A 27,000-nucleotide genomic window follows, 5' to 3' on the forward strand; every position below is an offset into this window, starting at 1 on the left:
CAGCTCCAACGCTCGACGCGCATTGCGGGCGGGGCCGAGACGACGATCGGGTATCACTGCGACGGCAACCATTCGTCACAGTCGCCCGGACGGCGCCACAACCGCGTCGACGACAGGAGCATGCGTCCACTCTGTTCCACCGGCGGCTCGGACACAAGACTCACGGCGGGATCCGCGTGGCACGGAGACTAATCTGGTACGAGTGACCGCCCCTCCCCTCCCCCGCGCGACGCCCGGCTGGCGCGCCTGGCTGATCTGGGGCGTCGCGGTCGCCGCGTACGTGCTCGCAATCACCAACCGCAGCTCCCTCAGCGCCGTCGGCGTCGACACCGCGGAGCGCTTCCAGGCCGACGCGGCGACACTGTCGCTGTTCGCGGTCGTGCAGCTCGCGGTGTACGGCGGAGGGCAGATCCCGGTCGGCATCCTGCTCGACAGGTACGGCTCGCGTCCCATCATGGTCGTCGGGATGCTGCTGATGAGCGCCGGCCAGTTCGTGATGGCCGTCTCGCCCAGCATCGGCGTGGCGATCATCGCCCGAGTGCTGCTCGGCGCCGGCGATGCGGCCATCTTCCCCGCCGTGATCCGGCTGGTCGCGACCTGGTTCCCCGCCCAGCGCGGGCCGCTCATGGTGCAGCTGACGGGCCTGGCCGGTCAGAGCGGTCAGCTGGTCGCCCTGCTCCCCCTCGCCGCCCTGCTCCACTCCACATCGTGGACGATCACCTTCGGCGGCGTCGCCGGCCTGGGTGTGCTGTTCGCCGTGCTGGTCTGGGCGCTCGTGCGCAATCGCCCGCCGGAGCGAGCGGAGGATGTCACGGTCAACACTGAGACGGGTGTGATCCGCGTGGTCACGTCCTCCGTCGACACGGGCGTCGGCATCCGCGCGGCGTGGGCGCACCCGGGAACCCGCCTGGCCTTCTGGTCGCACTTCACCACGCCGTTCGCGGGAACGGCCTTCCTGCTGCTGTGGGGCACGCCGTACCTCACCGAGGGCGAAGGGCTTCCGAAGGCCGCCGCGGCCGGGCTCCTCTCGCTGAACGTCGTCGTCGCCATGGTGCTCGGCCCGATCCTGGGCGAGCTCTCCCGCCGCATCCCCACACGTCGTTCACTGGCGCTCGTGCTCCCCAGCATCGGTGTGCAGGTGGTCGCCTGGCTGCTGGTGATCGCATGGCCGGGACCCGCGCCGACCTGGCTGCTGGCACTGCTGGTGGTGTGCCTGGGTGCTGGCGGGCCGGCATCCATGATCGCCTTCGACCACGCGCGCACCCACAACCCCGCGCACCGGCTGAGTACGGCCACCGGGGTGACGAACTCCGGCGGCTTCCTCGCCGCGCTCACCGCCATCTTCCTGATCGGTCTGACACTCGACCTGCAGGGCGCGGGCACACCCGCCACCTATGCGCTCGAGCCGTTCCGCTGGGCGTTCCTCACCCAGTTGCCGCTGTGGATCCTGGGGATCACCATGATCGTCGTGGAGCGCAAGCGCACCCGCATCCGGATGGGGCTGGATCCGGAGCGGCGCCGCGACTGACCGTCAGCGGCGCGGCGTCCACCCGACCGGATGCACATTGCCGCGGCCGCCTCGTTCCAGGTCCGCCCGGGCGGACCAGCCCTGCGCGGCATCCACCGCGTCGAAGCCGCCACGCGCGAGACGCAGCCCGACGTCGTCGTGATGCATGCGCGGGGCGCCTCCGCGCCGCACGCTCGCGCGCACGCTCCAGCTGTCGTCGGCGAAGCCCCCGCCGCGGAACACCCGGTACTCGTCGTAGCGCTCCGGATCCAGCAGGTCCCAGCACCACTCCCAGACGTTCCCGAGCGTGTCGAACAGGCCGTTGAGGTTGGGCAGCTTCAGACCGACGTCCTGCGGATGCTCGACGTGATCGGCGGCTGTCCACGCGACGTCGGCGAGCGGCCCGTACTGCGGGCCGGTCGAGCCGGCACGGCACGCGTACTCCCACTCGGCCTCGGTCGGCAGACGGTAGCCGTCGCTGTCGACGTGCCAGGCGACCTCCTCGCCGTCGAATGTGTACGCGGGCTCCAGCCCCTCCCATTCCGAGGCCGCGTTGCAGAACCGCACCGCCCGCAGCCAGCTGAGGTCGCGCGCGGGCCGGCGAGGGTGGGATGCCGGAATGCCGAGCACCTCGGCCAACTGCTCCTCGGTGACGGCGAAGGCGCCGATCTCGAAGGCCTGCAGGTGCACGGTGCGGTGCTCCTTGCGGCGTGCATCGTGCAGCGTGACGGCGCCGCCCGGCAGTGCGCGCATCTCCCACAGATCCACGGGTCAGCCCTTGATCGCGTCCGAGCGAAGGTCATCATCGGGCTCGGCAGCAGGCGGCACCGGCAGTCGCACCTCGAAGACGCGCATGAAGAACTGGCACATCGGCCCGACGAGCAGAGCGAACGCGACCGTGCCGACTCCGACATTCCCTCCGAGCAGCCAGCCGATCGCCACGACGGTCACCTCGAGCGCCGTGCGCACCAGCCAGATCGGGCGGCCGGTCACGCGGTGCAGTCCGGTCATCAGGCCGTCCCGCGGTCCGGGTCCGAAATGCGCGCCGATGTACAGGCCCGTCGCCGCGGCGAGCACCGTGAGCCCGAGTGCGAACAGGAGAACGCGCAGCCACAGGATGTCCGTCTCCGGGATCACCAGGAATCCGATATCGGCAGACGGGCCCACCAGCAGGGCGTTCAGCACCGTGCCGATGCCCAGCCGCTGTCGCAGCGGGAGCCACATCAGCAGCACGATCCCGCTCACGATGATCGTGATCGTGCCGAAGGTGAGCGGCAGGTGCGTGGCGATGCCCTGACTGAGCACGTCCCAGGGCGCGGCGCCGATCACGCCGCGGATCATCAGCGCGATCCCGAACCCGTACAGGAAGAGTCCGATCAGCAGCTGCGGGATGCGGCGGGCCAGCCTGCGCGCGGTGAATCTGCTCATCGGGGCGTCCGCTCGACCCAGGCGCCGAACTTCGCTTGACGACCATCGCCGGATGACGTGCCGGTCACGCGGCGCTGCACCCACGGCCCCACGAACTGCCGGTAGTACGCGTATCCACTCGGCCCCAGCATGGAGCGCTCCGCGGGCTTCCACCACTCCGCCGGCGGCTCCAGCCCCAGCGCCTCCAGCACGCGCGCTGCCACGCGGTGGTGCCCGTGCGCGTTCATGTGCAGCCGGTCGTCCGACCAGTACGGTGCGCGTGACAGCTCGGAATCAGGCCAGTTCAGGGCACGGACGACGTCGGGCCGATCCTTGATGCGCCGGACGACGGCATCCGAGAGCGCGTCACCGCGTCGCTGCACCATCTTCCCCATCGGCAGGCGCCCGCTCGGATTCGCACCCGAGAGCAGGATCAGGCGCACGCCCTCTTCGTCGCAGCGTCGCAGAACACGGCTGAACGCGTCGGCGATGTGCTCGACGTCGACGCCCGGACGCAGCATGTCGTTGCCGCCGCCGTTGAAGGACAGGTGCGTCGGCCCCAGTGCCAGCGCAGGCTCGAGCTGCTGCTCGACGATCGGCCAGGCCAGCTTGCCGCGGATCGCCAGATTCGCGTACCGGATGCTGTGCCCGGTCGCATCCGCCCAGCCCTGGGCCGCGATATCCGCCCAGCCGCGCACGGTGCCGTCGGGGAGCTCGTCGCCGACGCCCTCGGTGAAGGAGTCGCCGATCGCCACGAAACGCACTTCTGCCATCTTCCCAGCCTAGAACCGCGCGGGCCGGCCGGCCGTCGCAGGTCAGCGCAGGAACACGGAGCGCAGCGTGTCCAGTCCGACGCCGCCGATGTCGAGGGCGCGCTTGTGGAAGTCCTTGAACGAGAAGTCGTCGCCCTGACGGTCTCGCACTGCGTCCCGCACCTGCTCCCAGATGCGCTGGCCTACCTTGTACGAGGGCGCCTGCCCGGGCCAGCCCAGGTAGCGGTTGACCTCGAACTGGCGGAACTCGTCGGACATGTTCACGTTGTGGCGCATCAGCTCCAGTGCGTAGTCGTGGTCCCACACGCCCTCGCCGTCCAGGCGCGGCTTGCCCAGGTGCACGCCGATGTCGAGCACCACGCGCAGCGCACGCAGTCGCTGACCGTCGAGCATCCCCAGCCGATCAGCAGGATCGTCGAGGTAGCCGAGCTGTTCCATGAGCCGCTCGGCGTACAGCGCCCAGCCCTCGGCGTGACCGGAGGTTCCTGCCAGCACGCGCCGCCACGTGTTCAGCTCAGCACGATTGTAGGTCGCCTGTGCGATCTGCAGATGGTGACCGGGAACGCCCTCGTGGTACACCGTGGTCAGCTCGCGCCAGGTGTCGAACTCGGTGACGCCCTCGGGCACCGACCACCACATCCGGCCGGGACGTGAGAAGTCATCGGTGGGGCCGGTGTAGTAGATCCCGCCCTCCTGCGTGGGCGCGATCATGCACTCCAGCTCGCGGATCTGCTCCGGGATGTCGAAGTGGCTGGCGCCGAGCTCGGCGATCGCCCTGTCGCTGGTCTCCTGCATCCAGCGCTGCAGCGCCTCGGTGCCGTGCAGCTTGCGGTCGGCATCGGCCTCGAGGTGTGTGACGGCCTCGTCGACGGTCGCCCCGGGCAGGATCTCATCTGCGATCGCGTTCTGCTCGGCGATCATCCGCTCGAGCTCCTCACGACCCCACTCGTAGGTCTCGTCGAGGTCGATCGTCGCACCGAGGAACCGGCGGGAGTTCAACGCGTAGAGCTCGCGTCCCACGGCATCCTGCTCGGATGCGACCGGTGCGAGTTCCGCACTGAGGAAGGCGCGCAGCTCGTCGTAGGCGACGCGCGCCGCACCGGAGCGGTCGGCGAGCTCCTTGGCGAGCGAGGCGGGAAGCTGCCCCTCCTGAGGAGCGGCCTCGGCGACGAAGGACGCGAAGAAGCCGTCGTCGGCGGTGTAGCGGGCGATCTGGGTGGCGACTTCGGTCACCTGGCGTCGTGCGGGCACGACGCCCTCGCGGATGCCCGCGCGCAGAGTCTCCGTGTAGCCGCGGATGGCCTGGGGAACCGCCGACAGGCGCTCGGCGATCACCGACCAGTCATCGGCGGTCGCCGTCGGCATCAGGTCGAACGACTGCCGGAAGTCCTGCGGCGCGGAGGCGATCACGTTCAGGTCGCGCAGGTGCCAGCGCGCGTCGTGCAGTTCGAGTTCGAGTCGCAGCTCCGCCGAGAGATCGGTCTTGGTGACCCGATCGATCTCGTCGACCGGCTCGAGGGCATCCAGTTCTGCCAGGGTCGCGCGGGTGGCGGCGATGGAGCGCTCATGGCCCTCCGGGCTCAGATCGTCGAGCCTCCCATTCGCCTCGTTCCGGCCGATGTACGTCGCCAGCGTCGGCGACAGCTCCACCAGGGTGTCCACCCAGCGCTCGGCGACCTGGTCGATCGCGGAGGGGGTGCGGGGTTCTGCAGTCATGGGTTCGAGCCTAGCGCCGGCGTGCGCTGCAGACACGGGGCCACTGTGCCGCGCCTGGCCCTGGAAGGCGACTCCTAGTGGGCGGCCTCGTTCCAGTCGCGCCCGCGCCCCACCTGCACGTCCAGGGGCACCGTCAGATCGGCGGCGCCCGCCATCCGACCGCGCACGATCGCCTCGACGGCTTCCCACTCCCCCGGCGCGATCTCCACGACGAGCTCGTCGTGGATCTGCAGCAGCGCCCGGGAACGCAGATCGCTCGCGCGCAGGTCGGCATGGATGCGGAACAGCGCGATCTTCATGATGTCGGCCGCGCTGCCCTGGATGGGGGCGTTCAGAGCGGCGCGCTCGGCGTTCTCACGCAGCACCCGGTTGGGGCTGTTGAGGTCGGGGAACGGGCGGCGGCGTCCGAAGATCGTCTCGGTGTAGCCGTCCTCCTTCGCCTGCAGCACGGAGGCGCGCAGATAGTCGCGCACGGCGCCGAAGCGGGCGAAGTACTCCAGCATGAGCTGCTTGGCCTCGGACTGCTCGATGCGCAGCTGCTTGGAGAGCCCGAAGGCGCTGAGACCATAGACCAGGCCGTACGACATCGCCTTCACCTTGGTGCGCATCGCGGAGGTGACCTCTTCGGGCTCCACGCCGAATACGCGGGCGCCGACGAAGCGGTGCAGGTCCTCGCCCGTGTTGAACGCCTCGATCAGGCCGGCGTCGCCGGACAGGTGCGCCATGATCCGCATCTCGATCTGCGAGTAGTCGGCGGTCAGCAGCGTCTCGTACCCCGCGCCCACCTCGAAGGCGCGGCGGATCCGGCGCGACTCGTCGGTGCGCACCGGGATGTTCTGCAGGTTCGGATCGGTGCTCGAGAGCCTGCCGGTCTGGCTGCCGGTCTGCACGTACGTGGTGCGGATGCGCTGATCCTCACCGATCGCGGTGTCGAGCGACTCGATGATCTGGCGCAGCTTGGTCGCCTCGCGGTGCTGCAGCAGCAGGTCCAGGAACGGGTGCGGGTTCGTCTCCCGCAGGTCCGCCAGCACCGCTGCGTCCGTCGAGTACCCCGTCTTGGTCTTGCGGGTCTTGGGGAGCTGGAGGTCCTCGAAGAGCACCTCCTGCAGCTGCTTGGGAGAGCCGAGGTTGAACTCGCGTCCCACCAGCGCGAATGCGTCGGTGGCCAGGGCGTCGGTGCGGCTGAGGAGCTCGGCGGAGAACGTGGAGAGCACCTCATGCGAGACCGCGACGCCGGCGACCTCCATGTCGGCGAGCGCGCGCAGCGTGGGCAGCTCGATCTCCGCGAGCACGGCGGCGACGGGCTCCGGCATCGCCTCGCGGATGGCCGCGGCGGTGCGCAGCGTGAACCACGCCTCCTGTGAAGGCGTCGCGCCGTCGGTCTCCGGCACGAGCTGCATGGGGTCGGCTTCGGGCAGTTTCTCGTCGAGGTACCGGCCCACGAGGTGGCCGAGTGTCTTGTCCGGGAAGCTCGGGCGCATCAGCCAGCCGGCCAGCAGCGTGTCGTAGACGATCCCGCCCAGACGGATGCCCGAGCGCAGCAGCGCCTTCACCTGCGGCTTGGCGTCGTTCAGCACCTTCGGCGCATCCGAGACCAGCCAGGGGCGCAGCGCCTCGGCAGTGGCGTCGTTCCAGTCGCCCTCGCGCAGCTCGGTCGCCGTGGCGACGCCGACCCGTGTGATGGTCGCGCCGTTGAGCACGAAAGTCACGCCGAGCTCGCCGCTCTGCGCGGCGACCCAGGTCGCGAGCTCGGACGCCGCTCCTTCGACGGGGACCGGCAGCTGAACGGCGGGCTCGTCGTGCACGGGCTCGTCTCCCGCACCGACAGCGTCGAACACCCTCGGCAGCAGCGTGCGGAACTCGAGGCGGGCGAAGATGTCGCGCACGGCCTGCGCGTCGATCGGGGCGACGGCGAGATCGTCGGGACCGACCGTCAGGTCGACGTCGTTCAGCAGCCGGTTCAGTCGGCGGTTGCGCCGCACGTCGTCGATGTGCTCACGCAGGTTCCCGCCCACGACGCCCTTGATCTCTCCGGCGCGTGCGAGCAGCTCGTCGAGAGTGCCGAACTGCGTCAGCCACTTGACGGCGGTCTTCTCCCCCACCTTCGGGACTCCGGGGAGGTTGTCGCTGGTCTCGCCGACCAGAGCGGCGATGTCGGGATACTGCTCCGGGCGCACTCCGTAGCGCTCCTGCACGGCTGCGGGGTCGTAGCGTTTCAGCTGCGAGACGCCCTGCACCGAGGGGTACAGCAGAGTGACCTCATCGTTGACGAGCTGGATGGAGTCGCGGTCTCCGGAGACGACGAGCACGTCGTAGCCCTTCTCCGAGCCCTGCCTCGCCAGCGTCGCGAGGATGTCGTCGGCCTCGATCCCCTCCTTGGTGAGCACCTGCAGGGACATCGCCGCCAGGCAGTCCTGCAGCAGCGGGATCTGACCCTTGAACTCGCTCGGCGTCTCGGAGCGCGTCGCCTTGTACTCCGGATACTCCTCGGTGCGGAACGAGTGCCTCGACGTGTCGAAAGCGATCGCCATGTGCGTGGGCCTCTCGGCCTTGATCAGGTTGATCAGCATGGAGAGGAACCCGTAGATGGCGTTGGTGTGCTGACCGTCCCTGGTGGTGAAGTTCTCCACGGGGAGGGCGAAGAACGCCCGGTAGGCGAGCGAGTGGCCGTCGACGACCATGAGGGTAGGCTTTGCGGAGTCCGTCACCCTGCAAGCCTAACGAGAGCGACGGACACTCGCCGAGGAGGAAGTGTGACGAAGCAGACCCCGACGACGGACCGTGACCCGCAGGCCGGCCTGGACTGGGCCACGAAGCGCGGCATGGGCGCACTCGCGCAGAAGATGGGGATCGAGTTCACCGAGTTCTCCATCGACCGCAGCGTGGCCACCATGCCGGTGGAGGGCAACACCCAGCCGGTGGGTCTGCTGCACGGCGGCGCCTACGTCGTGCTGGGCGAGTCCCTCGGATCCATGGCGGCGAACCTGCATGCCGGCCCCGGGCGCCTGGCTGTGGGCGTGGACATCAACGCCACGCACACGCGGTCGGCCACCTCGGGGATCGTCACCGGGGTGTGCACTCCCGTGCACCTGGGGCGCAGCATCGCCGTCCACGAGATCGTCGTCACCGACGATCAGGGCCGGCGATGCTCGACCATCCGCATCACGAACATGATCAGAGACCTGTCCTGACGCGGGCCCCACTCACTTCTTGGGAGCGAGCTGCTCGATGATCGCCTTGGCGACGTCCTGCATGGTGAGGCGCCGGTCCATGGACGCCTTCTGAATCCAGCGGAACGCCTCGGGCTCACTCAGCCCCATCTTCTCGTTCAGCAGACCCTTGGCGCGGTCGACGAGCTTGCGGGTCTCGAAGCGCTCGACCATGTCGGCGACCTCGGCCTCGAGCGTGATGATCTGCTCGTGGCGGGCCAGTGCGATCTCGATCGCCGGCAGCAGGTCGTTCGGGGTGAAGGGCTTGACGACGTAGGCCAGAGCGCCGGCCTCGCTGGCGCGCTCGACGAGCTCCTTCTGGCTGAACGCGGTCAGCAGCACGACGGGCGCGATGTTGTTCTTGTGCAGCTTCTCAGCGGCGCTGATGCCGTCGAGCTGGGGCATCTTCACGTCCATGACGACCAGATCGGGACGCAGCTCGGTCGCGAGCTGAACGGCCGTCTCCCCGTCGCCGGCCTCGCCGACGACATCGAATCCGTTGTCGCGGAGGATCTCGACGATGTCGAGGCGGATCAGCGACTCGTCCTCGGCGACGACCACGCGTCGCGGGGCGGATGCCGTGGGCTGCTCAGGCTGTTCTACGTCAGTCACGGGATAAATCCTATCTGCTCACCTTGTGCCCGCGGCGCGGCAAGGTCGGTGCCGGCGGTGGGACTCGAACCCACACGTCTCTCGACAAAGCATTTTGAGTGCTCCGCGTCTGCCATTCCGCCACGCCGGCCCGGATCGACTTTAGCGCACGGGAAAGGGCGGGGCCGCAGCCCCGCCCCTCCCTGTGGCTCAGTTCTTCGACTTGTAGACCGGCGCGGCCCCGCCGACGGCATCCCCCACCTTGTGGATGCGGATGTCGTTCGTCGAGCCGATGATCCCGGGAGGCGAACCGGAGATCACGACGACCTTGTCCCCCTCCTTGGCCAGACCTGAGCCGAGCAGGTGCTCGTCCACCTGGTGGTACATCGCGTCGGTGTGCTCGACCATGTCGACCAGGGTGGAGCGGATGCCCCAGGTCAGAGCCATGCGGCGGCGGATGCTGGGCTCGGGCGTGTAGGCGAGCATCGGGATGCGCGAGCGCAGACGCGACAGGCGACGCGCCGAGTCGCCGGACTGCGTGAACACGCACAGGAACTTGGCGTCGACGAACTCCGCGACCTCGAGGGCCGCCAGTGTCACCGCACCGCCCTGCGTGCGCGGCTTGTTCGTGAGCGGCGAGATGCGCTCCAGGCCGTGCTCCTCAGTGGATTCGACGATGCGAGCCATGGTCTCGACGACCACGACCGGGTACTCCCCCACGCTCGTCTCACCGGAGAGCATCACGGCATCCGCTCCGTCGAGAACCGCGTTGGCGACATCCGAGGTCTCGGCGCGCGTGGGCACGGGGCTGGAGATCATCGATTCCAGCATCTGCGTGGCCACGATCACGGGCTTCGCGTTGCGACGGGCCAGCTCGACCGCGCGCTTCTGCACGATCGGGACAGCCTCCAGCGGCAGCTCCACACCCAGGTCGCCACGGGCGACCATGATCCCGTCGAAGGCGTCGACGATCTCCTCGAGGGCGTCGACGGCCTGCGGCTTCTCGATCTTGGCGATGACGGGGACACGAACGCCCTCCTCGGCCATGATCTCGTGCACGCGCTCCACGTCGGCGGCGTTGCGCACGAACGACAGCGCGATCAGATCGGCACCGGTGCGCAGGCCCCAGCGCAGATCGTCCTCGTCCTTCTCGCTCAGCGCGGGGACGTTCACGGCCACGCCGGGCAGGTTGATGCCCTTGTTGTTCGACACTGCGCCGGCGACGATGACGCGGGTGGTCACGACCGTGCCGTCGGTCTCGACGACCTGCACGCGCACCTTGCCGTCGTCGATCAGCAGGAAGTCTCCGGGCTTGACGTCCTGCGGCAGCCCCTTGAACGTGGTGCCACAGATCTCCTTGTTGCCGAGGATGTCCTCGGTGGTGATCTTGAAGATGTCGCCCTCGGCGAGCTCGTAGGGGCCGTCCTCGAACCTGCCCAGACGGATCTTCGGGCCCTGAAGGTCGACCAGCACGGCCACGGCGCGTCCGGCGTCGTCGGAGGCGCGCCGCACGTTGGCGTAGTTCGCCTCGTGGACGGAGTAGTCGCCGTGGCTGAGGTTCAGCCTTGCAACGTCCACACCGGCCTCGATCAGTGCTCGGACCGTTTCATAGGTCGATGTTGCAGGCCCGAGTGTGGCCACGATCTTCGCGCGTCTCAACGGCATCTCCAGGGTGAGAGTGGGACAGGGGGAATGGCGATGGCGCCGCCGCTCAGCCTACGCGGGCTGAACAGCGAGTGCGACATCCGTTGCAGTGACGGGCGCCGGCAGCGTGGTCGCGCCCATCAGGTCGCGGTCTATCGCGGATGCCGCGGCGCGGCCCTCCGCGATGGCCCAGACGATCAGAGACTGGCCGCGGCCGGCATCACCCGCCACGTACACGCCCGGCTCCGAGGATGCGAACCGCGCATCGCGCTGGAACAGTCCGTGCGAGGTGAGCGCGGGCGCGTCGACGTCGCCGAGCACGTCCGCGTCTGGCCCGGTGAAGCCCATCGCGATGAGCACCAGCTCGGCGGGGATCTCGCGCTCCGTGCCGCTGCGGGGCACGCGTCTGCCGTCGACGAACTCCGTCTCTGCCACGCGCAGTGCACGCAGGGCGCCGCGCTCATCCGCCAGGAACTCCACGGTGGAGGCGAGGTAGGCGCGCTCACCGCCCTCCTCGTGCGCGGACTGCACCTCGAAGAGCGTGGGCTGGGTGGGCCAGGGCTGGTGCGCAGCGCGCTCCGTGCCCGGCCGGCGTCCGATCGCGAGGTTCGTCACGCTGCGGGCGCCCTGACGGTGCGCCGTTCCGATGCAGTCGGCCCCGGTGTCCCCGCCGCCGATCACGACGACGTGCTTGCCCTGAGCGGTGATCTGGTCGGGCACCTCATCGCCCGCCCCGGCGCGGTTGGACTGCACCAGGTAGTCCATCGCGAAGTGCACGCCCGGCAGATCCCGCCCCGGGATGGGCAGGTCGCGGGGCACGGTCGCCCCGGTCGCGATCAGTACGGCGTCGTAGCGCGCCCGAAGGTCGCTCCACGAGAGCTGCACGCCGATCTCGACCCCGGGTCGGAAGCGTGTGCCCTCCTCCTGCATCTGCTGCAGGCGGGCGTCGACGTGCCGCTTCTCCATCTTGAAGTCGGGGATGCCGTAGCGCAGCAGCCCGCCGATCCTGTCGTCCCGCTCGTACACCACCACGGTGTGACCGGCACGGGTCAGCTGCTGGGCGGCTGCGAGACCTGCCGGACCCGATCCGACCACGGCGACGGTCTTGCCGGTCAGCCGCTGCGGCGGCTGCGGCTGCACCCATCCGCTCTGGATCGCATCGTCCGCGATGGACTGCTCGATGTGCTTGATCGTGACGGCCGGCTGGTTGATGCCCAGCACACAGGCGCTCTCGCAGGGCGCCGGGCACAGCCTGCCGGTGAACTCCGGGAAGTTGTTCGTGGCGTGCAGGCGCTCGCTCGCGGCGCGGCGCTCGTCCCGCCAGGTCAGGTCGTTCCATTCCGGGATGAGGTTGCCCAGCGGGCATCCGGAGTGGCAGAACGGCACACCGCAGTCCATGCAGCGACCCGCCTGACGGCGCAGCACGGTGCGATCACCGTCCTCATAGACCTCTTTCCAGTCCATGATGCGCACGGCCACCGGTCTGCGCGCGGGCAGCTCGCGCTCGGTCGTCTTCAGAAAGCCCTTCGGGTCAGCCACGGGTCACCTCCAGGATCCGGGTCCAGATACTCTCGCCGTCGGGGTCGTCCCCTGCGGCCTGCGCCTCGCGTCGGATCTCCTGCACCGCCGCGTAGTCGCGCGGCAGCACCTTCACGAAGGCGGATCGCAGCGACGACGGATTTGTCAGCAGTTCGCCAGCCAGCGGGGAGCCGGTGCACTCGTGGTGCTCTGTCAGCAGCCGCTGCAGGACTGCCGCGTCATCGTCATCCAGTTCTTCCAGCCGCAGCGCGCCGGCGGTCAGCGCCTGCGCGTTCACCTGCGACTCGCGCAGTCCGTGCACGTAGGCCACCCCGCCGGACATGCCGGCGCCGAGATTGCGGCCGGTGGTGCCGAGGATGACGGCGACCCCACCGGTCATGTACTCGAGGGCGTGGTCACCCACCCCCTCCACCACGGCCGTGGCACCGGAGTTGCGCACCAGGAACCGCTCCCCCACGACGCCGGAGATGAACATCGATCCGCCTGTTGCGCCGTAGCCGATCACGTTGCCGGCGATCACGTTCTCGTGCGGTGCGAAGGAGGCCTCCCGCGGCGGACGGATCACGATGTCGCCGCCGGAGAGCCCCTTGCCCACGTAGTCGTTGGCGTCGCCTTCGAGGCGCAGCATGATCCCTGCGGGCATGAACGCGCCGAGCGACTGTCCGGCGGTGCCTCGCAGGGTGACATCGATCGTCTCGGGCGGCAGGCCGGCGGCTCCATAGCGGGTGGTCACGTGGTGCCCCAGCATGGTGCCGACCGCGCGCTCGGTGTTGCGGATCGGCAGGTCGATGCGAACCGGATCGCCGTGCTCCAGGGCGTCACCCGAGAGTGCGATGAGACGGGCGTCGAAGTGCTTGTGCAGTTCGTGATCCTGCACCCGGCCGCTCTTTCGCGGTTCCCCGGCGGGGAAGAGCGGGCCGGTGAGGATCGGCGACAGATCCAGCCCCTGGGTCTTCCAGTGCTGCACTGCGGAATCCGTGCGCAGCAGGTCGGCGCGGCCGATGATCTCATCCAGCGAGCGGAAGCCGAGTGCCGCGAGGTGCTCGCGGACCTCTTCAGCGATGAACTCCATGAAGTTCACGACGAACTCCGGCTTGCCGGTGAAGCGCGCGCGCAGCAGCGGGTTCTGCGTCGCGACCCCCACCGGGCAGGTGTCGAGGTGGCACACCCGCATCATGATGCATCCGCTCACCACCAGCGGCGCCGTCGCGAAGCCGAACTCCTCGGCTCCGAGCAGCGCGCCGATGATCACGTCACGCCCGGTCTTGAGCTGGCCGTCCACCTGCACCACCACGCGATCGCGCATGCCGTTGAGCATGAGGGTCTGCTGTGTCTCGGCCAGGCCCAGCTCCCACGGGGTGCCGGCGTGCTTCAGCGAGTTGAGGGGGCTCGCACCGGTGCCGCCGTCGTGCCCGGCGACCAGGATCACGTCGCTGAGCGCCTTGGCCACGCCGGCCGCGACCGCGCCGATCCCGGACTGGCTGACCAGCTTGGTGTGGATGCGCGCCTTCGGATTCGCCCGCTTCAGGTCGAAGATCAGCTGCTTGAGGTCCTCGATCGAGTAGATGTCATGGTGCGGCGGCGGCGAGATCAGTCCCACGCCGGGCGTCGCGTGGCGCGTGCGCGCCACCCACGGGTACACCTTCTGCGGTGGCAGCTGGCCGCCCTCGCCGGGCTTCGCGCCCTGCGCGAGCTTGATCTGCAGGTCGGTGGCCTCAGTGAGGTACTGGCTGGTCACCCCGAATCGCCCGGACGCCACCTGCTTGATGGCGCTGCGCCGCTCGGGATCGACCAGCCGCTCCGGGTCTTCGCCGCCCTCACCGGTGTTGGACTTCGCACCCAGACGGTTCATCGCGATCGCGAGCGTCTCGTGCGCCTCCTGCGAGATCGAGCCGTAGCTCATCGCACCCGTCGAGAAGCGCTTCACGATCGCGCTGACGGGCTCCACCTCGTCCAGCGGCACGGCCGGCCGCTCCCCCACGCGCAGCTCGAACAGCCCGCGCAGGGTCTTCAGCTCGCGCGCCTGGTCGTCGACCAGGCCGGTGTACTCCCGGAAGATGTCGTACCGCCGGGTGCGCGTGGAGTGCTGCAGCCGGAAGACCGTGTCGGGGTTGAACAGGTGCGGCGAGCCGTCGCGTCGCCACTGGTACTCCCCACCGGTCCACAGCCGCTCGTGCGCACGGGCCGCCTCGTCCTCGGGATAGGCGTAGTCGTGCCGCGCCTGGTTCTCGGCGAACACGTCCTCGATGCCGATTCCGCCGAGTCTGGTCTCGGTGCCGGTGAAGTACGCGTCCACGAGCTCCTGGCTCAGGCCGATCGCCTCGAACACCTGAGCGCCTGCGTAGGACGAGACGGTCGAGATGCCCATCTTCGACATGATCTTCAGCACGCCCTTGCCGAGCGCGTGGATCACGTTGTGCACGGCCTGCTCGGGCGTGAGCCCGGTGATGTAGCCGGTGCGGACCAGATGCTCCACGGTCTCCATCGCCAGATACGGGTTCACGGCGGATGCACCGTAGCCGATCAGCGTGGCGACATGGTGCACCTCGCGCACGTCTCCCGCCTCGACGACGAGTCCGACCTTCATCCGGTTCTCGCGTCGGATCAGGTGGTGATGCACGGCGGCGACCATCAGCAGCGACGGAATGGGGACGAGGTCCTTGTTGGAGTCGCGATCGGAGAGGATGAGCAGTTCGGCGCCGCGCTCGATCGCGGCATCCGCTTCGGCGCACATCTCCGCCAGGCGGTCCTGCAGCGTGTGCGGTCCGGCGTCGAAGTGGTACAGGCCGCGGATCGTGGCGCTGGATCGGCCGGGCAGCGCTCGGTCGATGTGACGGATCTTCGCCAGCTCGTCGTTGTCGATCACCGGGAAGTCCAGATTCACCGTGCGCGCGTGCTCCGGCCCCCAGTCGAGCAGGTTCCGCTCCGGACCCAGGCCGAGTCGCAGGCTGGTCACGACCTCTTCCCGGATGGAGTCCAGGGGCGGGTTGGTCACCTGCGCGAACTGCTGCACGAAGTAGTCGAACAGCAGCCTCGGGCGGTCGCTGAGCACGGCGATCGGCGTGTCGCTGCCCATCGCGCCGAGCGGCTCGGCCCCGTGCTGCCCCATCGGGGTCAGCAGAATCCGCACCTCCTCCTCGGTGTAGCCGAAGGTGCGCTGGCGGCGGGTGATGGATGCCGCAGGATGCACGATGTGCTCGCGCTCGGGAAGGTCCGCCAGACGCACGGCGCCCTCCGCCAGCCAGTCCGCCCAGGGATGCAGGGATGCCAGCTCGCGCTTGATCTCGTCGTCCTCGACGATGCGGTGCCGTGCGGTGTCGACGAGGAACATCCGGCCGGGCTGAAGCCGCCCACGCCTCTTGATGCGCTCGGGCGCGAACTCCAGCACGCCGGTCTCGCTGCCGATCACGACCAGCCCGTCGGTCGTCTCCGTCCAGCGTCCCGGCCGCAGACCGTTGCGGTCCAGCGTGGCGCCGACCTGGGTGCCGTCGGTGAAGATCAGCGCCGCGGGGCCGTCCCACGGCTCCATCTGATTGGCGTGGTACTCGTAGAACGCGCGCAGATCGGGATCGAGATCGTTCTGCTTCTCCCACGCCGCGGGCACCATCATCATGATCGCGTGCGGCAGGCTGCGTCCGGTGAGGGTGAGCAGCTCGAGCACCTCGTCGAAGGAAGCCGAGTCGCTGGCCCCATCCGGGCAGATCGGCAGCAGCGGGGCCATGTCGCCGAGCAGCTCGGACTCGAGCTGCGACTGACGCGCGCGCATCCAGTTGCGGTTGCCGCCGATGGTGTTGATCTCGCCGTTGTGGGCGAGCATGCGCAGCGGCTGGGCGAGCGGCCACGACGGGAACGTATTGGTGGAGTAGCGCGAGTGCACGACGGCGAGCTCCGAGGCGAACCGCTCGTCCTGCAGGTCGGGGTAGAACGGCTCCAGCTGCAGGGTGGTGACCATGCCCTTGTACCCGAGCGTGCGTGCCGAGAGGGAGACGAAGTAGGCGCCGACCTCGTGGTCCGCGCGCTTGCGGAGTCGGTAGGCGATACGGTCCAGCGCGAGGCCGGAGAGCCCGTCGGACGATGAGACGAAGAGCTGCTCGAAGGCGGGACGCACCTCGTCGGCGAGCTTGCCGAGGTGCTCGTTGGCGGTGGGGACGACTCGCCACCCGAGCACCGTGAGCCCTTCTTCGGCGGCGATGCGCTCGATGCCGGCCTTCTGCTCGCGGCGTGCGCTCGACTCCAGAGGGAGGAACGCGAGGCCCGCGGCGTACTCGCCGAGCGAGGGGAGCTCGAAGTCTGCGACTGAGCGGAGGAACGCGTCCGGCATCTGCGTGAGGATGCCGGCCCCGTCGCCGGTGCCGGCGTCAGAGCCGATCGCACCGCGGTGTTCCAGGTTGCGCAGCGCTTCCAGCGCCAGCGCGATGATGTCGTGGCCGGGTTCCCCGCGGAGTGTCGCGACCATGGCCAGGCCGCAGGCATCCTTCTCGTGGGCGGGGTTGTACATCCCCTGCTTCGGGGGGTAAGCGCCGGAGGCGCCGTAGGGAGGCTGGAAGTACACCAGTCACCGTCCTCAGTGTTAGTCGTGAAACCGGGGACAGCGTTGGCCCGCTCGTTCAGTGTGAAGGATCACACGCTGCGAGACGCCTCGGGCGAGGTCTCGCTCTAGGGAGCTGTGCTTGTGGCGGGTGCTCCTGCGTCGATCTCGTCGGCCGGAGGCTCACTCAGGTCGACGTAATCGTGGGAATCGTGCTCAGATTCTACATCGCCGCCGGCGGGCTCCCGGCCCGTTGTGTACGGGGACGACTCGAAGCCGGTGTGACGGCGTGTCTGCACGATCAGGATGACGATGCCGACCAGCACGCCGATGATCGCCGCCCACACGTTGCTGCGCAGGCCCAGGAACACCTCGCTGGGGTCGATGCGGATCGATTCCCACACGATGCGTCCGGCGCTGTACCAGATCAGGTAGACCGCGAACAGCTTGCCCCACTGCAGGCGCAGCCTGCGGCCGAGCCACAGCAGCACGAGCACGCCCAGGCCGTTCCAGATCACCTCGTAGAGGAAGGTCGGATGGAACAGGGTGCCATCGGGAAGGCCAGGAGGGAAGGCGGAGTTGGTGGACTCGATCTCCAGTCCCCAGGGCAGGTCTGTCGGCAGGCCGAACAGCTCGTGGTTGAACCAGTTGCCGAAGCGGCCCATGGCCTGCGCGAGCAGCAGTCCGGGTGCGAGCGCGTCGGCGAAGGTCCAGAACCGGATGCCGGTCCACCGGCATCCGAGGTACGCGCCGATGCCACCGCCGATCAACGCGCCGAAGATGGCGATGCCGCCCTCCCAGATCGCCCACACCGAGCCGGGCTCGAACGGGTTCCAGGTGTTCTTCCCGGGCCCGAAGTAGAAGTTGAAGTGGGTGAGCACGTGGAAGATGCGCGCGCCGATGATCGCCAGCGGCACGGCGAGGATGGCGATGTCGATGACGACCCACCGCTCCGCCCCGCGCTTGGTGAGGCGGTGGTTCGTGATGAAGGTGGCCGCGATGATCCCCGCGATGATGCACAGCGCGTAGTAGTGGATGGTGAGGCCGAAGATCGGGAAGGTGCTGACCGGCGGGCTCGGGATGCTGGCGGGCACGCTCGAGATGAGGCTGTGAAGCGCAAGGGACATGAGAGTGAGTCTAGTTTCCTGTCGCGAATCGCGCCGACGGCGTGCCGTCGGCAAGGGCTCGGGTGGTTGCGGCGAGGCCGTCGAGGCCTCCGTCGCGCAGCGCCTTGACGAGCGCCGTTCCGACGATCGCGCCGTCGGCGTACTCGACGACACCGGCGATCTGCTCGGGGTTCGAGATGCCGATGCCCACGCAGGCGGATGCTGCGCCGCGGGCGCGCATGCGTTCGACGAGCGTGCGTGCGGCACGGTCGAGCGCGGCCCGTTCCCCGGTGATGCCCATGGTGGAGACGGTGTACACGAAGCCCGTCGACGAGGAGATGACCAGGTCGAGACGCTTGTCGGTGGAGGTGGGCGCGGCGAGGAAGATGCGGTCCAGCCCCGTGCGGTTGCTCGCCGCGATCCACTCCCCGGCTGCCTCGGGAGTGATGTCGGGGGTGATCAGTCCGGCACCGCCGGCCGCGAGCAGGTCGTCCGCGTAGCGGTCGATGCCGTACTGCAGCACCGGGTTCCAGTACGTCATGACCACGACCGGCACATCGGTCTGCGCGGTGATCTCGCGCACCGCCGTGAACAGGTCCCGGGTGCGATAGCCGTTCGCCAGCGCCTGCTGCGTGGCCTGCTGGATGACTTCGCCGTCCATGACGGGATCCGAGTAGGGCGGACCCAGCTCGATCACGTCTACGCCGTTGCGCGCCAGCGTGAGCGCGGCATCGATGCTGGTCTGCAGATCGGGGAACCCGATCGGCAGGTATCCGACGAAGGCACCGCGTCCGGAGTCATGGGCTCGGCGGATCGCCTCCTCGACACGGCTCACGACGCGTCCTTCTCGTCGTACAGGTGGAAATAGCGTGCGGCGGTGTCCATGTCCTTGTCACCGCGACCCGACAGGCACACGGCGATCACGGCATCCGGGCCCAGTTCGCTTCCGACGCGCAGCGCGCCGGCCAGCGCGTGCGCCGACTCGATGGCCGGGATGATGCCCTCTGTTCTGCTCAGCAGTCGCAGCGCCTGCATCGCCTCGTCGTCGGTGGCGGGGATGTACTCGGCGCGACCGATGTCGCTGAGCCAGGCGTGCTCGGGACCGACGCCGGGGTAGTCCAGGCCGGCCGAGATCGAGTGCGATTCCACGGTCTGACCGTCCTCGTCCTGAAGCACGTACGTCCTGGCGCCATGCAGCACTCCGGGACGCCCGCGTTCGATCGAGGCGGCATGCTTCGGCGTGTCCACGCCGTCGCCGGCGGCCTCCACGCCGTAGAGCTTGACCCCGGCGTCGTCCAGGAAGGCGTCGAACATGCCGATGGCGTTCGAGCCGCCGCCCACGCACGCCACGACCGCATCGGGCAGCCGGCCGGCTTCGGTGAGCAGCTGCTCGCGCGCCTCCTCGCCGATGATCTTCTGGAAGTCGCGGACCATCGCCGGGAAGGGGTGCGGACCGGCCGCCGTGCCGAAGATGTAGTTCGTGGTCTCGACCGTCGCCACCCAATCGCGGTAAGCGTCGTTGATGGCGTCCTTGAGCGTGCGGGACCCGGTCTTCACCGCGACGACCTCGGCACCGAGCAGTCGCATGCGCGCGACGTTCAGCGCCTGCCGCTCGGTGTCGACCTCGCCCATGTAGATCGTGCAGTCCAGCCCGAACAGCGCGGCCGCGGTCGCGGTCGCCACTCCATGCTGCCCCGCGCCCGTCTCGGCGATCACGCGCGTCTTGCCCAGTCGTCTGGTCAGCAGCGCCTGCCCGAGCACGTTGTTGATCTTGTGCGAGCCGGTGTGATTCAGGTCCTCGCGCTTGAGGAACACCCGCGCACCGCCGGCGTGCTCGGCGAAGCGCGGCACCTCGGTGATCGGCGAGGGCCGTCCGGCGTAGGAGTGCAGCAGAGCGGCCAGCTCCGCGCGGAACGCGGAGTCGGCGATCGCGTCCTCATAGGCCGCCGTCAGCTCATCGATCGCCGCGATGAGCGACTCCGGCATGTACCGCCCGCCGTAATCGCCGAACAGCGGTCCGTGCTGGTCGCGAAGTCCCACTGCGTCTACTCCTCTCCCCCGCGCACCGGCAGATCGCCGGCCGCGAGGAACGCGTCGAGGGTGGCGACCGGGTCGCCGGTGACCAGCGCCTCGCCGATCAGCACCACGTCGGCCCCGGCCTCTCGGTAGCGGCGAACGTCGTCCGGTGCGAGCACGGCCGATTCAGCCACGCGGATCGCCGTGTCGGGGATCCGGTCGGCCAGGCGCGCGAACAGGTCACGGTCCAGCTCGAGGGTCTTGAGGTTGCGGGCGTTCACGCCGATCAGCTCGGCGCCCAGGTCGATCGCGACCTCGAGCTCCTCGGCGGAGTGCGTCTCGATCAGCGCAGTCATGCCGAGTTCGCGGATCAGTGTGTACAGCTCGTGCAGCACCTTCACCGGCAGCCCTGCGACGATCAGCAGCGCCAGATCCGCGCCGGCGGCGCGCGCCTCGAGCACCTGATACGGCGTCGCGATGAAGTCCTTGCGCAGCACGGGCAGCGAGACGCGCGCGGTGACCGCCTCCAGGTCCGCCAGGCTGCCGCCGAAGCGGCGCTCCTCGGTCAGCACGCTGATCGCGGACGCGCCGCCCTGCTCGTACAGCGCGGCCTGCAGCGCGGGGTCGGGAATCTCCGCCAGCGCACCCCGAGACGGGCTCGCCCGCTTGACCTCGGCGATGATCTTCACGCGGTCGGCGGGTGCGAGCGCTGCGAGGACATCGCGGGCCGCCGGGCGCTCGAGAGCATCGCGCTCGACGTCGGCCAGGGGCCGGGCCAGAGCGCGCCGCTCGGCGTCCTCGACTGCGCCGGCCGTCAGGTCGGCGAGCACCATCAGTGTCCCTTGGGCGTGTACTTGGGGCCCTTCACTCCCCAGCCCGCCTTGGCCATGACCAGGCCGACGACGGCACCGATGACCACGAAGGCGGCCGAGATCCACACGCCCACGACGCCGGAGCCGTTCGGCAGGCAGAAGAAGAAGGTGCCGATCGCGAAGGCGACGAGCATGATCACGACAGCGGTCCACGCAGCAGGCGAGTGTCCGTGTCCGGGGTCGGCGATCGGGTTGGTCATGTTCTCCTCCGGGAGGTCGACGATGTCATCAGTCTATCGGGAAGGCCCGGTCGGATCCGTCCCGTGCGACAGCTCGTCCCAGGAATCCACCGGGTCCAGCGGGCCGGCATCCGCGTGCCGAACCGCGGGATTCTGCTCGTACCGGCGCCCGCCCGCCTTCCAGCGGTGGGCGGTGAGCAGCACGAACGCGGATGCCGCCAGAAGCAGCGTCCACGCGATCAGCGCGGCGACCGGCCAGGCGGTCGGCTCGAGTGCGGTGACGAGTGCCTGCAGGGCCTTCCCGCCGCTCAGACCGGTGGCCTTGGTGAGCACCGGCGCGACCGATGACAACGGCGGGTCGAGCGAGATCGGCAGGGTGCCGGCGATGAGCGCCGCCGCGGCGCCCAGCCCGAGCACCGCGAGCACGTAGCGCAGGGCACGGCCGGCGATCGAGAGAGCCGCGCCCAGCGCGAGCACCGCCAGCGAGAGCGCCGCCAGCAGCGGCACGGCATCTGCACCGGTCACCAGAAGCGGCTCGGCGGCATCCACCCGCCGCGCCATGATCCAGGTCTGCGTGGCCGAGATGGTGCCGATGCCGCCTGCGATCAGGAAGCCGACGACGGCGTACATGCGCGCCCGCTTCACGCTCCCTCCCCCTCGGTCGCTGCTGCGTGCAGGTCTCGTCCGTCGAAGCAGGTGCGCGTGCCGGTGTGGCAGGCGGGGCCGTGCTGGTCGACGGTGAGCAGGATCGCATCGCCGTCGCAGTCGACGGCGACGCCGTGGACCCGCTGCGTGTTGCCGGATGTGTCGCCCTTGCGCCAGTACTCCTGCCGCGAGCGGGACCAGTACACGGCGCGTCCGCCGGTGAGAGTGCGCCGGAGGGCCTCGGCATCCATCCACGCCAGCATCAGCACTTCGCGCGTGTCGAACTGCTGCACGATCACGGGGGCGAGCCCGTCGGGGTTCCACGCGACGCGCTCGATGTCGGATTCGACGGACACGCTCACCTCACCACCACGCCGTCGGCGCGCAGCGCGTCCTTGACCTGACCGACCGTGAGCTGCCCGCTGTGGAACACGCTCGCGGCCAGCACGGCATCCGCCCCCGCCCGGATCGCCGGTGCGAAGTCGTCGACGGAACCCGCTCCGCCGGACGCGATCACCGGCACGGACGAGAACTCGCGCATCAGGGCGACCAGCTCCAGGTCGAACCCGTGTTTGGTCCCGTCCGCGTCGATCGAGTTCACCAGCAGCTCGCCGGCACCGCGCTCGATGGCCTCGCGCGCCCAGTCCAGCGCATCCAGCGTCGTCTCGGCCCGGCCGCCGTGGGTGGTGACGACGAAGCCGGATGCCGTGGTCGCAGCGCGCTTGACATCCAGCGAGAGCACGAGCACCTGAGCGCCGAAGCGGTCGGCGATCTCGTCGATCAGCCCGGGCCTGGCGATGGCCGCCGAGTTCACGCCCACCTTGTCGGCCCCGACCCCCAGCAGGCGCGCGACGTCCTCCGCCGACCGCACCCCACCGCCGACGGTCAGCGGCACGAAGACGTGCTCGGCGGTGCGCTGGACCACATCGAAGGTGGTGGAGCGGTCATCGACGGTTGCGGTGACGTCGAGGAAGGTGATCTCGTCCGCGCCCTGCGCGGCGTAGTGCGCGGCCAGCTCGACCGGGTCGCCCATGTCGCGCAGATCCTTGAAGTTCACGCCCTTCACGACGCGGCCGGCAGCCACATCCAGGCAGGGGATGACGCGCGCTGCCAGTGACATCAGAGCCTCGCCGCGTGGATCGCGGTGACCAGGATGGCGCGTGCGCCCAGCGCGTACAGATCGTCCATCACCTGGTTCATGCCCTTGCGCGGGATCATCACCCGGACGGCGACCCATTCGGGATCGCGCAGCGGGGAGATGGTCGGCGACTCGCGTCCGCCGGCGATCGCCGTGGCCTGGTCGACCAGGCGAGCGGGCAGGTCGTAGTCCAGCAGCACGTAGCGTCGCGCCACCATCACCCCGCGCAGGCGGCGCAGCAGACGCGCCGTGCCCGGAGCGTCGCCCGGACGGCTGATCAGCACGGCCTCGGACTCGATGATGACCGGGCCGAAGATCTCCAGCCCCGCCTGGCGCAGCGTCGTGCCGGTCTCGACGACGTCGGCGATCACGTCGGCGACCCCCAGCTGCACGGCGGATTCGACGGCGCCGTCCAGCGGCACCAGCTCGGCGCTGACGCCGTGCTCGCGCAGGAAGTCGTCGACCAGCCCCGGGTATGCGGAGGCCACGCGCACACCCTCGAGGTCCTCGAGAGTGGCGTACTTCCCGGGAGGCGCGGCGAAGCGGAAGGTCGAGCGGGCGAAGCCCAGCTGCTCGATCTCCCGCGCGTCGTCCTGGCGCACGTCCCGCAGCAGGTCGCGGCCGGTGATCCCGACATCGAGGGCGCCGGAGGCCACGTAGGTGGCGATGTCACGCGGACGCAGATAGAAGAACTCGACGTCGCTGTCGGCGTCGACGACGTGCAGGGTCTTGGGATCGCGCCGGCCGGTGTAGCCGGCTTCGGCGAGCATCTCGGCGGCTGTCTCGGAGAGCGAGCCCTTGTTGGGAACGGCGATGCGCAGCATGGAGGTCCTTCTGTTCGAGCGGTCGGATGGGGACGCGCTCACAGATGTCGGTAGACGTCCTCCAGGCTCAGCCCCTTGGCGAGCATCATCACCTGCAGGTGGTACAGCAGCTGAGAGATCTCCTCGGCCGCGTTCTCGTCGCTCTCGTACTCGGCTGCCATCCACACCTCGGCGGCCTCTTCGACGATCTTCTTGCCGATCGCGTGCACGCCGCGGTCCAGCTGAGCGACCGTGCCCGAGCCCTCAGGGCGGGCCTCGGCGGTGCGCTGGAGCTCGGCGAACAGCTCGTCGAAAGTCTTCACGATTCCAGGCTAGCCGCTCGGGCGAGATGCCGGAGCCGCGTGACGGCGGCCTCGATGTCGTCGGCGCCGTACACGGCCGATCCCGCCACGAACGTGTCCGCTCCGGCCTCGGCGGCCTGCGCGATGGTCGCATCGGAGATCCCCCCGTCGACCTGCAGCCACACGTTCGAGCCGCGGCGGCGAGCCGCATCGCGCAGCGCGCGCAGCTTGGGCATCGTCTCGGGCATGAAGCCCTGGCCGCCGAAGCCCGGCTCGACCGTCATGACCAGGATCTGATCGAACTCGCCGAGGATGTCGTGGAGCGACTCGCCCGCGGTTCCCGGCTTGATGGCGACGCCGGCTCTGGCACCGCGCGCCCGCAGAGTCCGCGCGAGGGCGACGGGATCGGCGGCGGCCTCGAGGTGGAAGGTGACGCTCGCCGCTCCGAGCTCGGCATAGCCGGGAGCCCAGCGGTCGGGGTCGGTGATCATCAGGTGCACGTCGAGCGGAATCGGGCTGGTCGCCTGGATGCGCTCGACCATCTGCGGGCCGAAGGTCAGATTGGGCACGAAGTGGTTGTCCATCACGTCGACGTGCACGAAGTCGGCGGTGGCGATGCGGGCGAGGTCCGCCTGCATGTTCACGAAGTCGGCGGCCAGGATGCTGGCGTTGATGCGGGGTGCGTCGGCGAGGTTCACGGTCTTCCTTCCTGCGGGGTGCGCTGCAGCAGCGCGAGGAACATCGCATCGGTGCCGTGCCGGTGCGGCCACAGCTGGGCGTGCCGCGTCGCGCCGTCCGAGGCGCGTGCGAGATCGATCGGCGAGGCGGCGATCTCGGCGAGCACCGCCTGCGCGTCCAGCTGGGTGACATCCTGCCGCGTGCGCAGCACCTCGGCCACCACCCCCGCCGTCTCGGCCAGATGCGGCGAGCAGGTCGCGTAGGCGACGATTCCGCCGGGGGCGAGCGCGCCGATGGCGCCGTCCAGCAGCTCGCGCTGCAGTTCGACCAGCTCGGCCACGTCGGCCGGCGACTTGCGCCAGCGAGCCTCGGGGCGACGGCGCAGCGCCCCCAGACCGGTGCAGGGCGCGTCGACGAGGATCCGGTCGAAGGCATCCGGATGCTGTGCGGCGAACTCGCGGCCGTCCTGCTCGTGCACGGTGACCTCGATGGGCAGCGGCCGCACGGCGCGACGCACGAGTCCCGCGCGGGCGGGCACGAGCTCGTTGGCCTCCAGCCGCGCGCCGTCGCGGTGCGCGAGCGCCGCCAGCAGCGCCGTCTTGCCTCCCGGCCCCGAGCACAGGTCCAGCCACCTCTCCCCCGTCCGCACGGGCGCGGCGGCGGCCAGCGCGAGCGCCACCAGCTGCGAACCCTCGTCCTGCACGCGGATCGCGCCGCCGCCACCGGCGATCGCCTCGCGCGGGTCGCCGCCGGGCGAGCCGAACGCCGTCGGAGCGTATGGACGCGCGGGCTCGCCGCGCTCGGCCAGCCCCGGAAGCGCGACCAGTGTCACCTCGGGCGAGACGTTGTCCGCCTGCAGCAGGTCGTCCAGCTCGTCGGCGCGACCCTCGGCCGCCAGAGCGCGCCGCAGCGCGCGGATCACCCAGACCGGATGCGCGGTGCGCAGCGAGAGCCGCTCGTCGTCGGAGCGGGCACCCTGTTCGATGCGCTCCTGCCACGTCTGCGCGTCATCGCGACCGATCCGCCGCAGGACGGCGTTGGCGAACCCGGAGGCGCCGCGTCCGACCTCGGCGGCCACCAGGTTCACGGATTCGTTCACGGCGGCGTGCGGGGCCACGCGCGTCGCCAGCAGCTGATGCGCGCCCAGCCGCAGCGCATCGAGCACTGCCGGGTCGATGTCCGCGACCGGCCTGCGCGCGGCATCCGCGATGATCGCGTCGTACGTGCCGCGGCGCCGCAGCGTGCCGTAGGCCAGCTCGGTGGACAGCGCGGCGTCCTGGGCGTTCAGCCCCGCCTGCTCGATCAGCTTGGGCAGCAGCAGGTTCGCGTAGGCGTCGTCCTCCGAGACCGCACGCAGCACGTCGTAGGCCACCCAGCGCGCGGGCTGGATGCCTGCCTTCCCCGACGGCGCGGTCATGATCCGGCCCTCACCGTCTGCGCGGGACGCCGTCCGCGCCACCAGTCGGCAGCGCTCATCGGGCCCTTGCCTGCCGGCTGCACGCGGGTGATCTCCAGCGCCCCCTCCGCGGTGCCGACGAGCACCGCGCTCTTCGTGCCGCGCAGCTCTCCCGGTGCCAGGTCGCGGACATCCGGCGCGGGATGCGACGCGAGGATCTTCAGGCGCGCGCCGTCGATCGTGGTGTGCGCCCCGGGCTCGGGAGTGACGCCGCGATAGCGGGCGAAGACAGAGGCCACCGGCTGCGACCAGTCGAGCTCGCCGTCGGCGAGGGTGAGCTTCGGCGCCAGAGTGGCCTCGCCGCGCTGCGGCCGTGCGGACGCGGTGCCCGCGGCGATCTCACCGACCACACCGGCGGTCACCTCGGCGCCGTCCTCTGCGAGCTGCCCGAGCACCGCGTCGGCCGTGGCCTCGGCCGGGACGGCGACGGTGCGCAGCGCGAACACGTCGCCGGCGTCGAGCTCGGGGACGAGCTGGAACACGCTCACCCCCAGTTCGGAGTCGCCGGCGATGAGAGCGCGCTGCACCGGGGCGGCTCCGCGCCAGGCGGGCAGCAGGGAGAAGTGCAGATTGATCCAGCCGTGCACCGGCGCCGACAGCAGCGGCTCGCGGACGATGCCGCCGTAGGCGACGATCACGCCGAGCTCGGCCCCCAGCGCGGTGACCCGCTCGGTGGTCTCCGCGTCGAGCCGGGACGCCTTGACGACCGGCAGCCCGAGCTCGTCGGCCGCCGCCGCAACGGGCGACGGCGTGAGCACGCGCTTGCGGCCCAGCGGCGCGTCGGGGCGGGTCACGACGCCGACGATCTCGTGTCGCGCCGCGAGGGCGCGCAGCGTGGGAACGGCGACGGCGGGGGTGCCTGCGAAGACGAGGCGCATGAATGCTCTCCGG

The 27,000-nt window shown here is 69.9% G+C and carries 24 protein-coding genes and 1 tRNA gene; 2 read left to right on the forward strand and 23 right to left on the reverse strand.

Going from position 1 to position 27,000, the window contains the following annotated elements; genetic code table 11:
* Positions 1 to 202 precede the first annotated feature (202 nt).
* Positions 203 to 1,528, forward strand: coding sequence for an MFS transporter (locus tag Q9R19_RS05890; protein WP_311255395.1), 1,326 nt, complete (start codon positions 203 to 205; stop codon positions 1,526 to 1,528).
* A gap of 3 nt (positions 1,529 to 1,531) precedes the next feature.
* Here the strand turns inward: Q9R19_RS05890 and Q9R19_RS05895 are convergent, their stop codons facing one another.
* The 5 genes from Q9R19_RS05895 to polA form a co-directional block, all read right to left on the reverse strand.
* A complete protein-coding gene (locus Q9R19_RS05895; protein ID WP_396653464.1) occupies positions 1,532 to 2,260 on the reverse strand; it encodes an SUMF1/EgtB/PvdO family nonheme iron enzyme in 729 nt (242 codons plus the stop codon).
* Positions 2,261 to 2,278: 18 nt separating this feature from the next.
* Complete coding sequence (locus Q9R19_RS05900; protein ID WP_311255397.1) at positions 2,279 to 2,935, reverse strand: hypothetical protein; 657 nt, start codon at positions 2,933 to 2,935, stop codon at positions 2,279 to 2,281.
* Positions 2,932 to 3,687, reverse strand: a complete 756-nt coding sequence (locus Q9R19_RS05905) for an SGNH/GDSL hydrolase family protein (protein WP_311255398.1) — start codon at positions 3,685 to 3,687, stop codon at positions 2,932 to 2,934. Before Q9R19_RS05905 ends, Q9R19_RS05900 begins: the two co-directional genes overlap by 4 nt.
* A gap of 42 nt (positions 3,688 to 3,729) precedes the next feature.
* Positions 3,730 to 5,403, reverse strand: coding sequence for a DUF885 domain-containing protein (locus Q9R19_RS05910; protein ID WP_311255399.1), 1,674 nt, complete (start codon positions 5,401 to 5,403; stop codon positions 3,730 to 3,732).
* 74 nt (positions 5,404 to 5,477) lie between these two features.
* On the reverse strand, positions 5,478 to 8,111 hold the full coding sequence (gene polA / locus Q9R19_RS05915) for a DNA polymerase I (RefSeq protein WP_311255400.1): 2,634 nt from the start codon (positions 8,109 to 8,111) through the stop codon (positions 5,478 to 5,480).
* Between the two features lie 114 nt (positions 8,112 to 8,225).
* Here polA and Q9R19_RS05920 point away from each other — a divergent pair, with 114 nt between their 5' ends.
* Positions 8,226 to 8,594, forward strand: coding sequence for a hotdog fold thioesterase (locus tag Q9R19_RS05920; RefSeq protein ID WP_311255882.1), 369 nt, complete (start codon positions 8,226 to 8,228; stop codon positions 8,592 to 8,594).
* 12 nt (positions 8,595 to 8,606) lie between these two features.
* Here the strand turns inward: Q9R19_RS05920 and Q9R19_RS05925 are convergent, their stop codons facing one another.
* The 18 genes from Q9R19_RS05925 to fmt form a co-directional block, all read right to left on the reverse strand.
* Positions 8,607 to 9,224 (reverse strand): response regulator, encoded by a 618-nt coding sequence (locus tag Q9R19_RS05925; RefSeq protein ID WP_311255401.1) that lies wholly within the window; start codon positions 9,222 to 9,224, stop codon positions 8,607 to 8,609.
* Positions 9,225 to 9,273: 49 nt separating this feature from the next.
* A tRNA-Leu gene (locus tag Q9R19_RS05930) sits at positions 9,274 to 9,354 on the reverse strand.
* 59 nt (positions 9,355 to 9,413) lie between these two features.
* Entirely contained in the window at positions 9,414 to 10,862 is a 1,449-nt protein-coding gene (gene pyk, locus Q9R19_RS05935) for a pyruvate kinase (RefSeq protein WP_311255402.1), read from the reverse strand.
* A gap of 57 nt (positions 10,863 to 10,919) precedes the next feature.
* Positions 10,920 to 12,386, reverse strand: a complete 1,467-nt coding sequence (locus tag Q9R19_RS05940) for a glutamate synthase subunit beta (protein WP_311255403.1) — start codon at positions 12,384 to 12,386, stop codon at positions 10,920 to 10,922.
* Positions 12,379 to 16,884, reverse strand: coding sequence for a glutamate synthase large subunit (gltB, locus tag Q9R19_RS05945; RefSeq protein ID WP_311255883.1), 4,506 nt, complete (start codon positions 16,882 to 16,884; stop codon positions 12,379 to 12,381). Before gltB ends, Q9R19_RS05940 begins: the two co-directional genes overlap by 8 nt.
* A gap of 158 nt (positions 16,885 to 17,042) precedes the next feature.
* Positions 17,043 to 18,041 (reverse strand): prolipoprotein diacylglyceryl transferase, encoded by a 999-nt coding sequence (lgt, locus tag Q9R19_RS05950; RefSeq protein WP_311255404.1) that lies wholly within the window; start codon positions 18,039 to 18,041, stop codon positions 17,043 to 17,045.
* Between the two features lie 10 nt (positions 18,042 to 18,051).
* Entirely contained in the window at positions 18,052 to 18,855 is an 804-nt protein-coding gene (gene trpA, locus Q9R19_RS05955; RefSeq protein WP_311255405.1) for a tryptophan synthase subunit alpha, read from the reverse strand.
* The gene (gene trpB / locus Q9R19_RS05960; protein ID WP_311255406.1) at positions 18,852 to 20,060 is read right to left on the reverse strand and encodes a tryptophan synthase subunit beta; all 1,209 of its coding nucleotides are present in this window, start codon (positions 20,058 to 20,060) and stop codon (positions 18,852 to 18,854) included. The genes trpA and trpB overlap by 4 nt, the downstream gene beginning before the upstream one ends.
* Before the next feature lie 5 nt (positions 20,061 to 20,065).
* The gene (trpC, locus tag Q9R19_RS05965; protein ID WP_311255884.1) at positions 20,066 to 20,866 is read right to left on the reverse strand and encodes an indole-3-glycerol phosphate synthase TrpC; all 801 of its coding nucleotides are present in this window, start codon (positions 20,864 to 20,866) and stop codon (positions 20,066 to 20,068) included.
* Positions 20,867 to 20,868: 2 nt separating this feature from the next.
* Positions 20,869 to 21,108, reverse strand: coding sequence for a DUF6704 family protein (locus Q9R19_RS05970; protein ID WP_311255407.1), 240 nt, complete (start codon positions 21,106 to 21,108; stop codon positions 20,869 to 20,871).
* 33 nt (positions 21,109 to 21,141) lie between these two features.
* Positions 21,142 to 21,717 carry a Trp biosynthesis-associated membrane protein gene (locus tag Q9R19_RS05975; protein ID WP_311255408.1) on the reverse strand — a complete coding sequence of 192 codons (576 nt, stop codon included), beginning with the start codon at positions 21,715 to 21,717 and terminating at the stop codon, positions 21,142 to 21,144.
* Between the two features lie 11 nt (positions 21,718 to 21,728).
* Positions 21,729 to 22,094 carry a phosphoribosyl-AMP cyclohydrolase gene (gene hisI / locus Q9R19_RS05980; protein ID WP_311255409.1) on the reverse strand — a complete coding sequence of 122 codons (366 nt, stop codon included), beginning with the start codon at positions 22,092 to 22,094 and terminating at the stop codon, positions 21,729 to 21,731.
* Positions 22,091 to 22,852: an imidazole glycerol phosphate synthase subunit HisF gene (gene hisF / locus Q9R19_RS05985; protein WP_311255410.1), complete on the reverse strand. Its 762-nt coding sequence runs from the start codon at positions 22,850 to 22,852 to the stop codon at positions 22,091 to 22,093. The genes hisI and hisF overlap by 4 nt, the downstream gene beginning before the upstream one ends.
* Positions 22,852 to 23,694 carry an ATP phosphoribosyltransferase gene (gene hisG, locus Q9R19_RS05990; protein ID WP_311255411.1) on the reverse strand — a complete coding sequence of 281 codons (843 nt, stop codon included), beginning with the start codon at positions 23,692 to 23,694 and terminating at the stop codon, positions 22,852 to 22,854. The genes hisF and hisG overlap by 1 nt, the downstream gene beginning before the upstream one ends.
* Positions 23,695 to 23,732: 38 nt before the next feature.
* Positions 23,733 to 23,996: a phosphoribosyl-ATP diphosphatase gene (locus tag Q9R19_RS05995; RefSeq protein ID WP_311255412.1), complete on the reverse strand. Its 264-nt coding sequence runs from the start codon at positions 23,994 to 23,996 to the stop codon at positions 23,733 to 23,735.
* On the reverse strand, positions 23,993 to 24,673 hold the full coding sequence (rpe, locus tag Q9R19_RS06000; protein ID WP_311255413.1) for a ribulose-phosphate 3-epimerase: 681 nt from the start codon (positions 24,671 to 24,673) through the stop codon (positions 23,993 to 23,995). Before rpe ends, Q9R19_RS05995 begins: the two co-directional genes overlap by 4 nt.
* On the reverse strand, positions 24,670 to 26,070 hold the full coding sequence (locus Q9R19_RS06005; protein ID WP_311255414.1) for a transcription antitermination factor NusB: 1,401 nt from the start codon (positions 26,068 to 26,070) through the stop codon (positions 24,670 to 24,672). The genes rpe and Q9R19_RS06005 overlap by 4 nt, the downstream gene beginning before the upstream one ends.
* Positions 26,067 to 26,987 carry a methionyl-tRNA formyltransferase gene (fmt, locus tag Q9R19_RS06010; protein ID WP_311255415.1) on the reverse strand — a complete coding sequence of 307 codons (921 nt, stop codon included), beginning with the start codon at positions 26,985 to 26,987 and terminating at the stop codon, positions 26,067 to 26,069. Before fmt ends, Q9R19_RS06005 begins: the two co-directional genes overlap by 4 nt.
* Positions 26,988 to 27,000: the final 13 nt, after the last annotated feature.

The organism is Microbacterium sp. ARD32, from assembly GCF_031844385.1.
Lineage (GTDB): Bacteria > Actinomycetota > Actinomycetes > Actinomycetales > Microbacteriaceae > Microbacterium.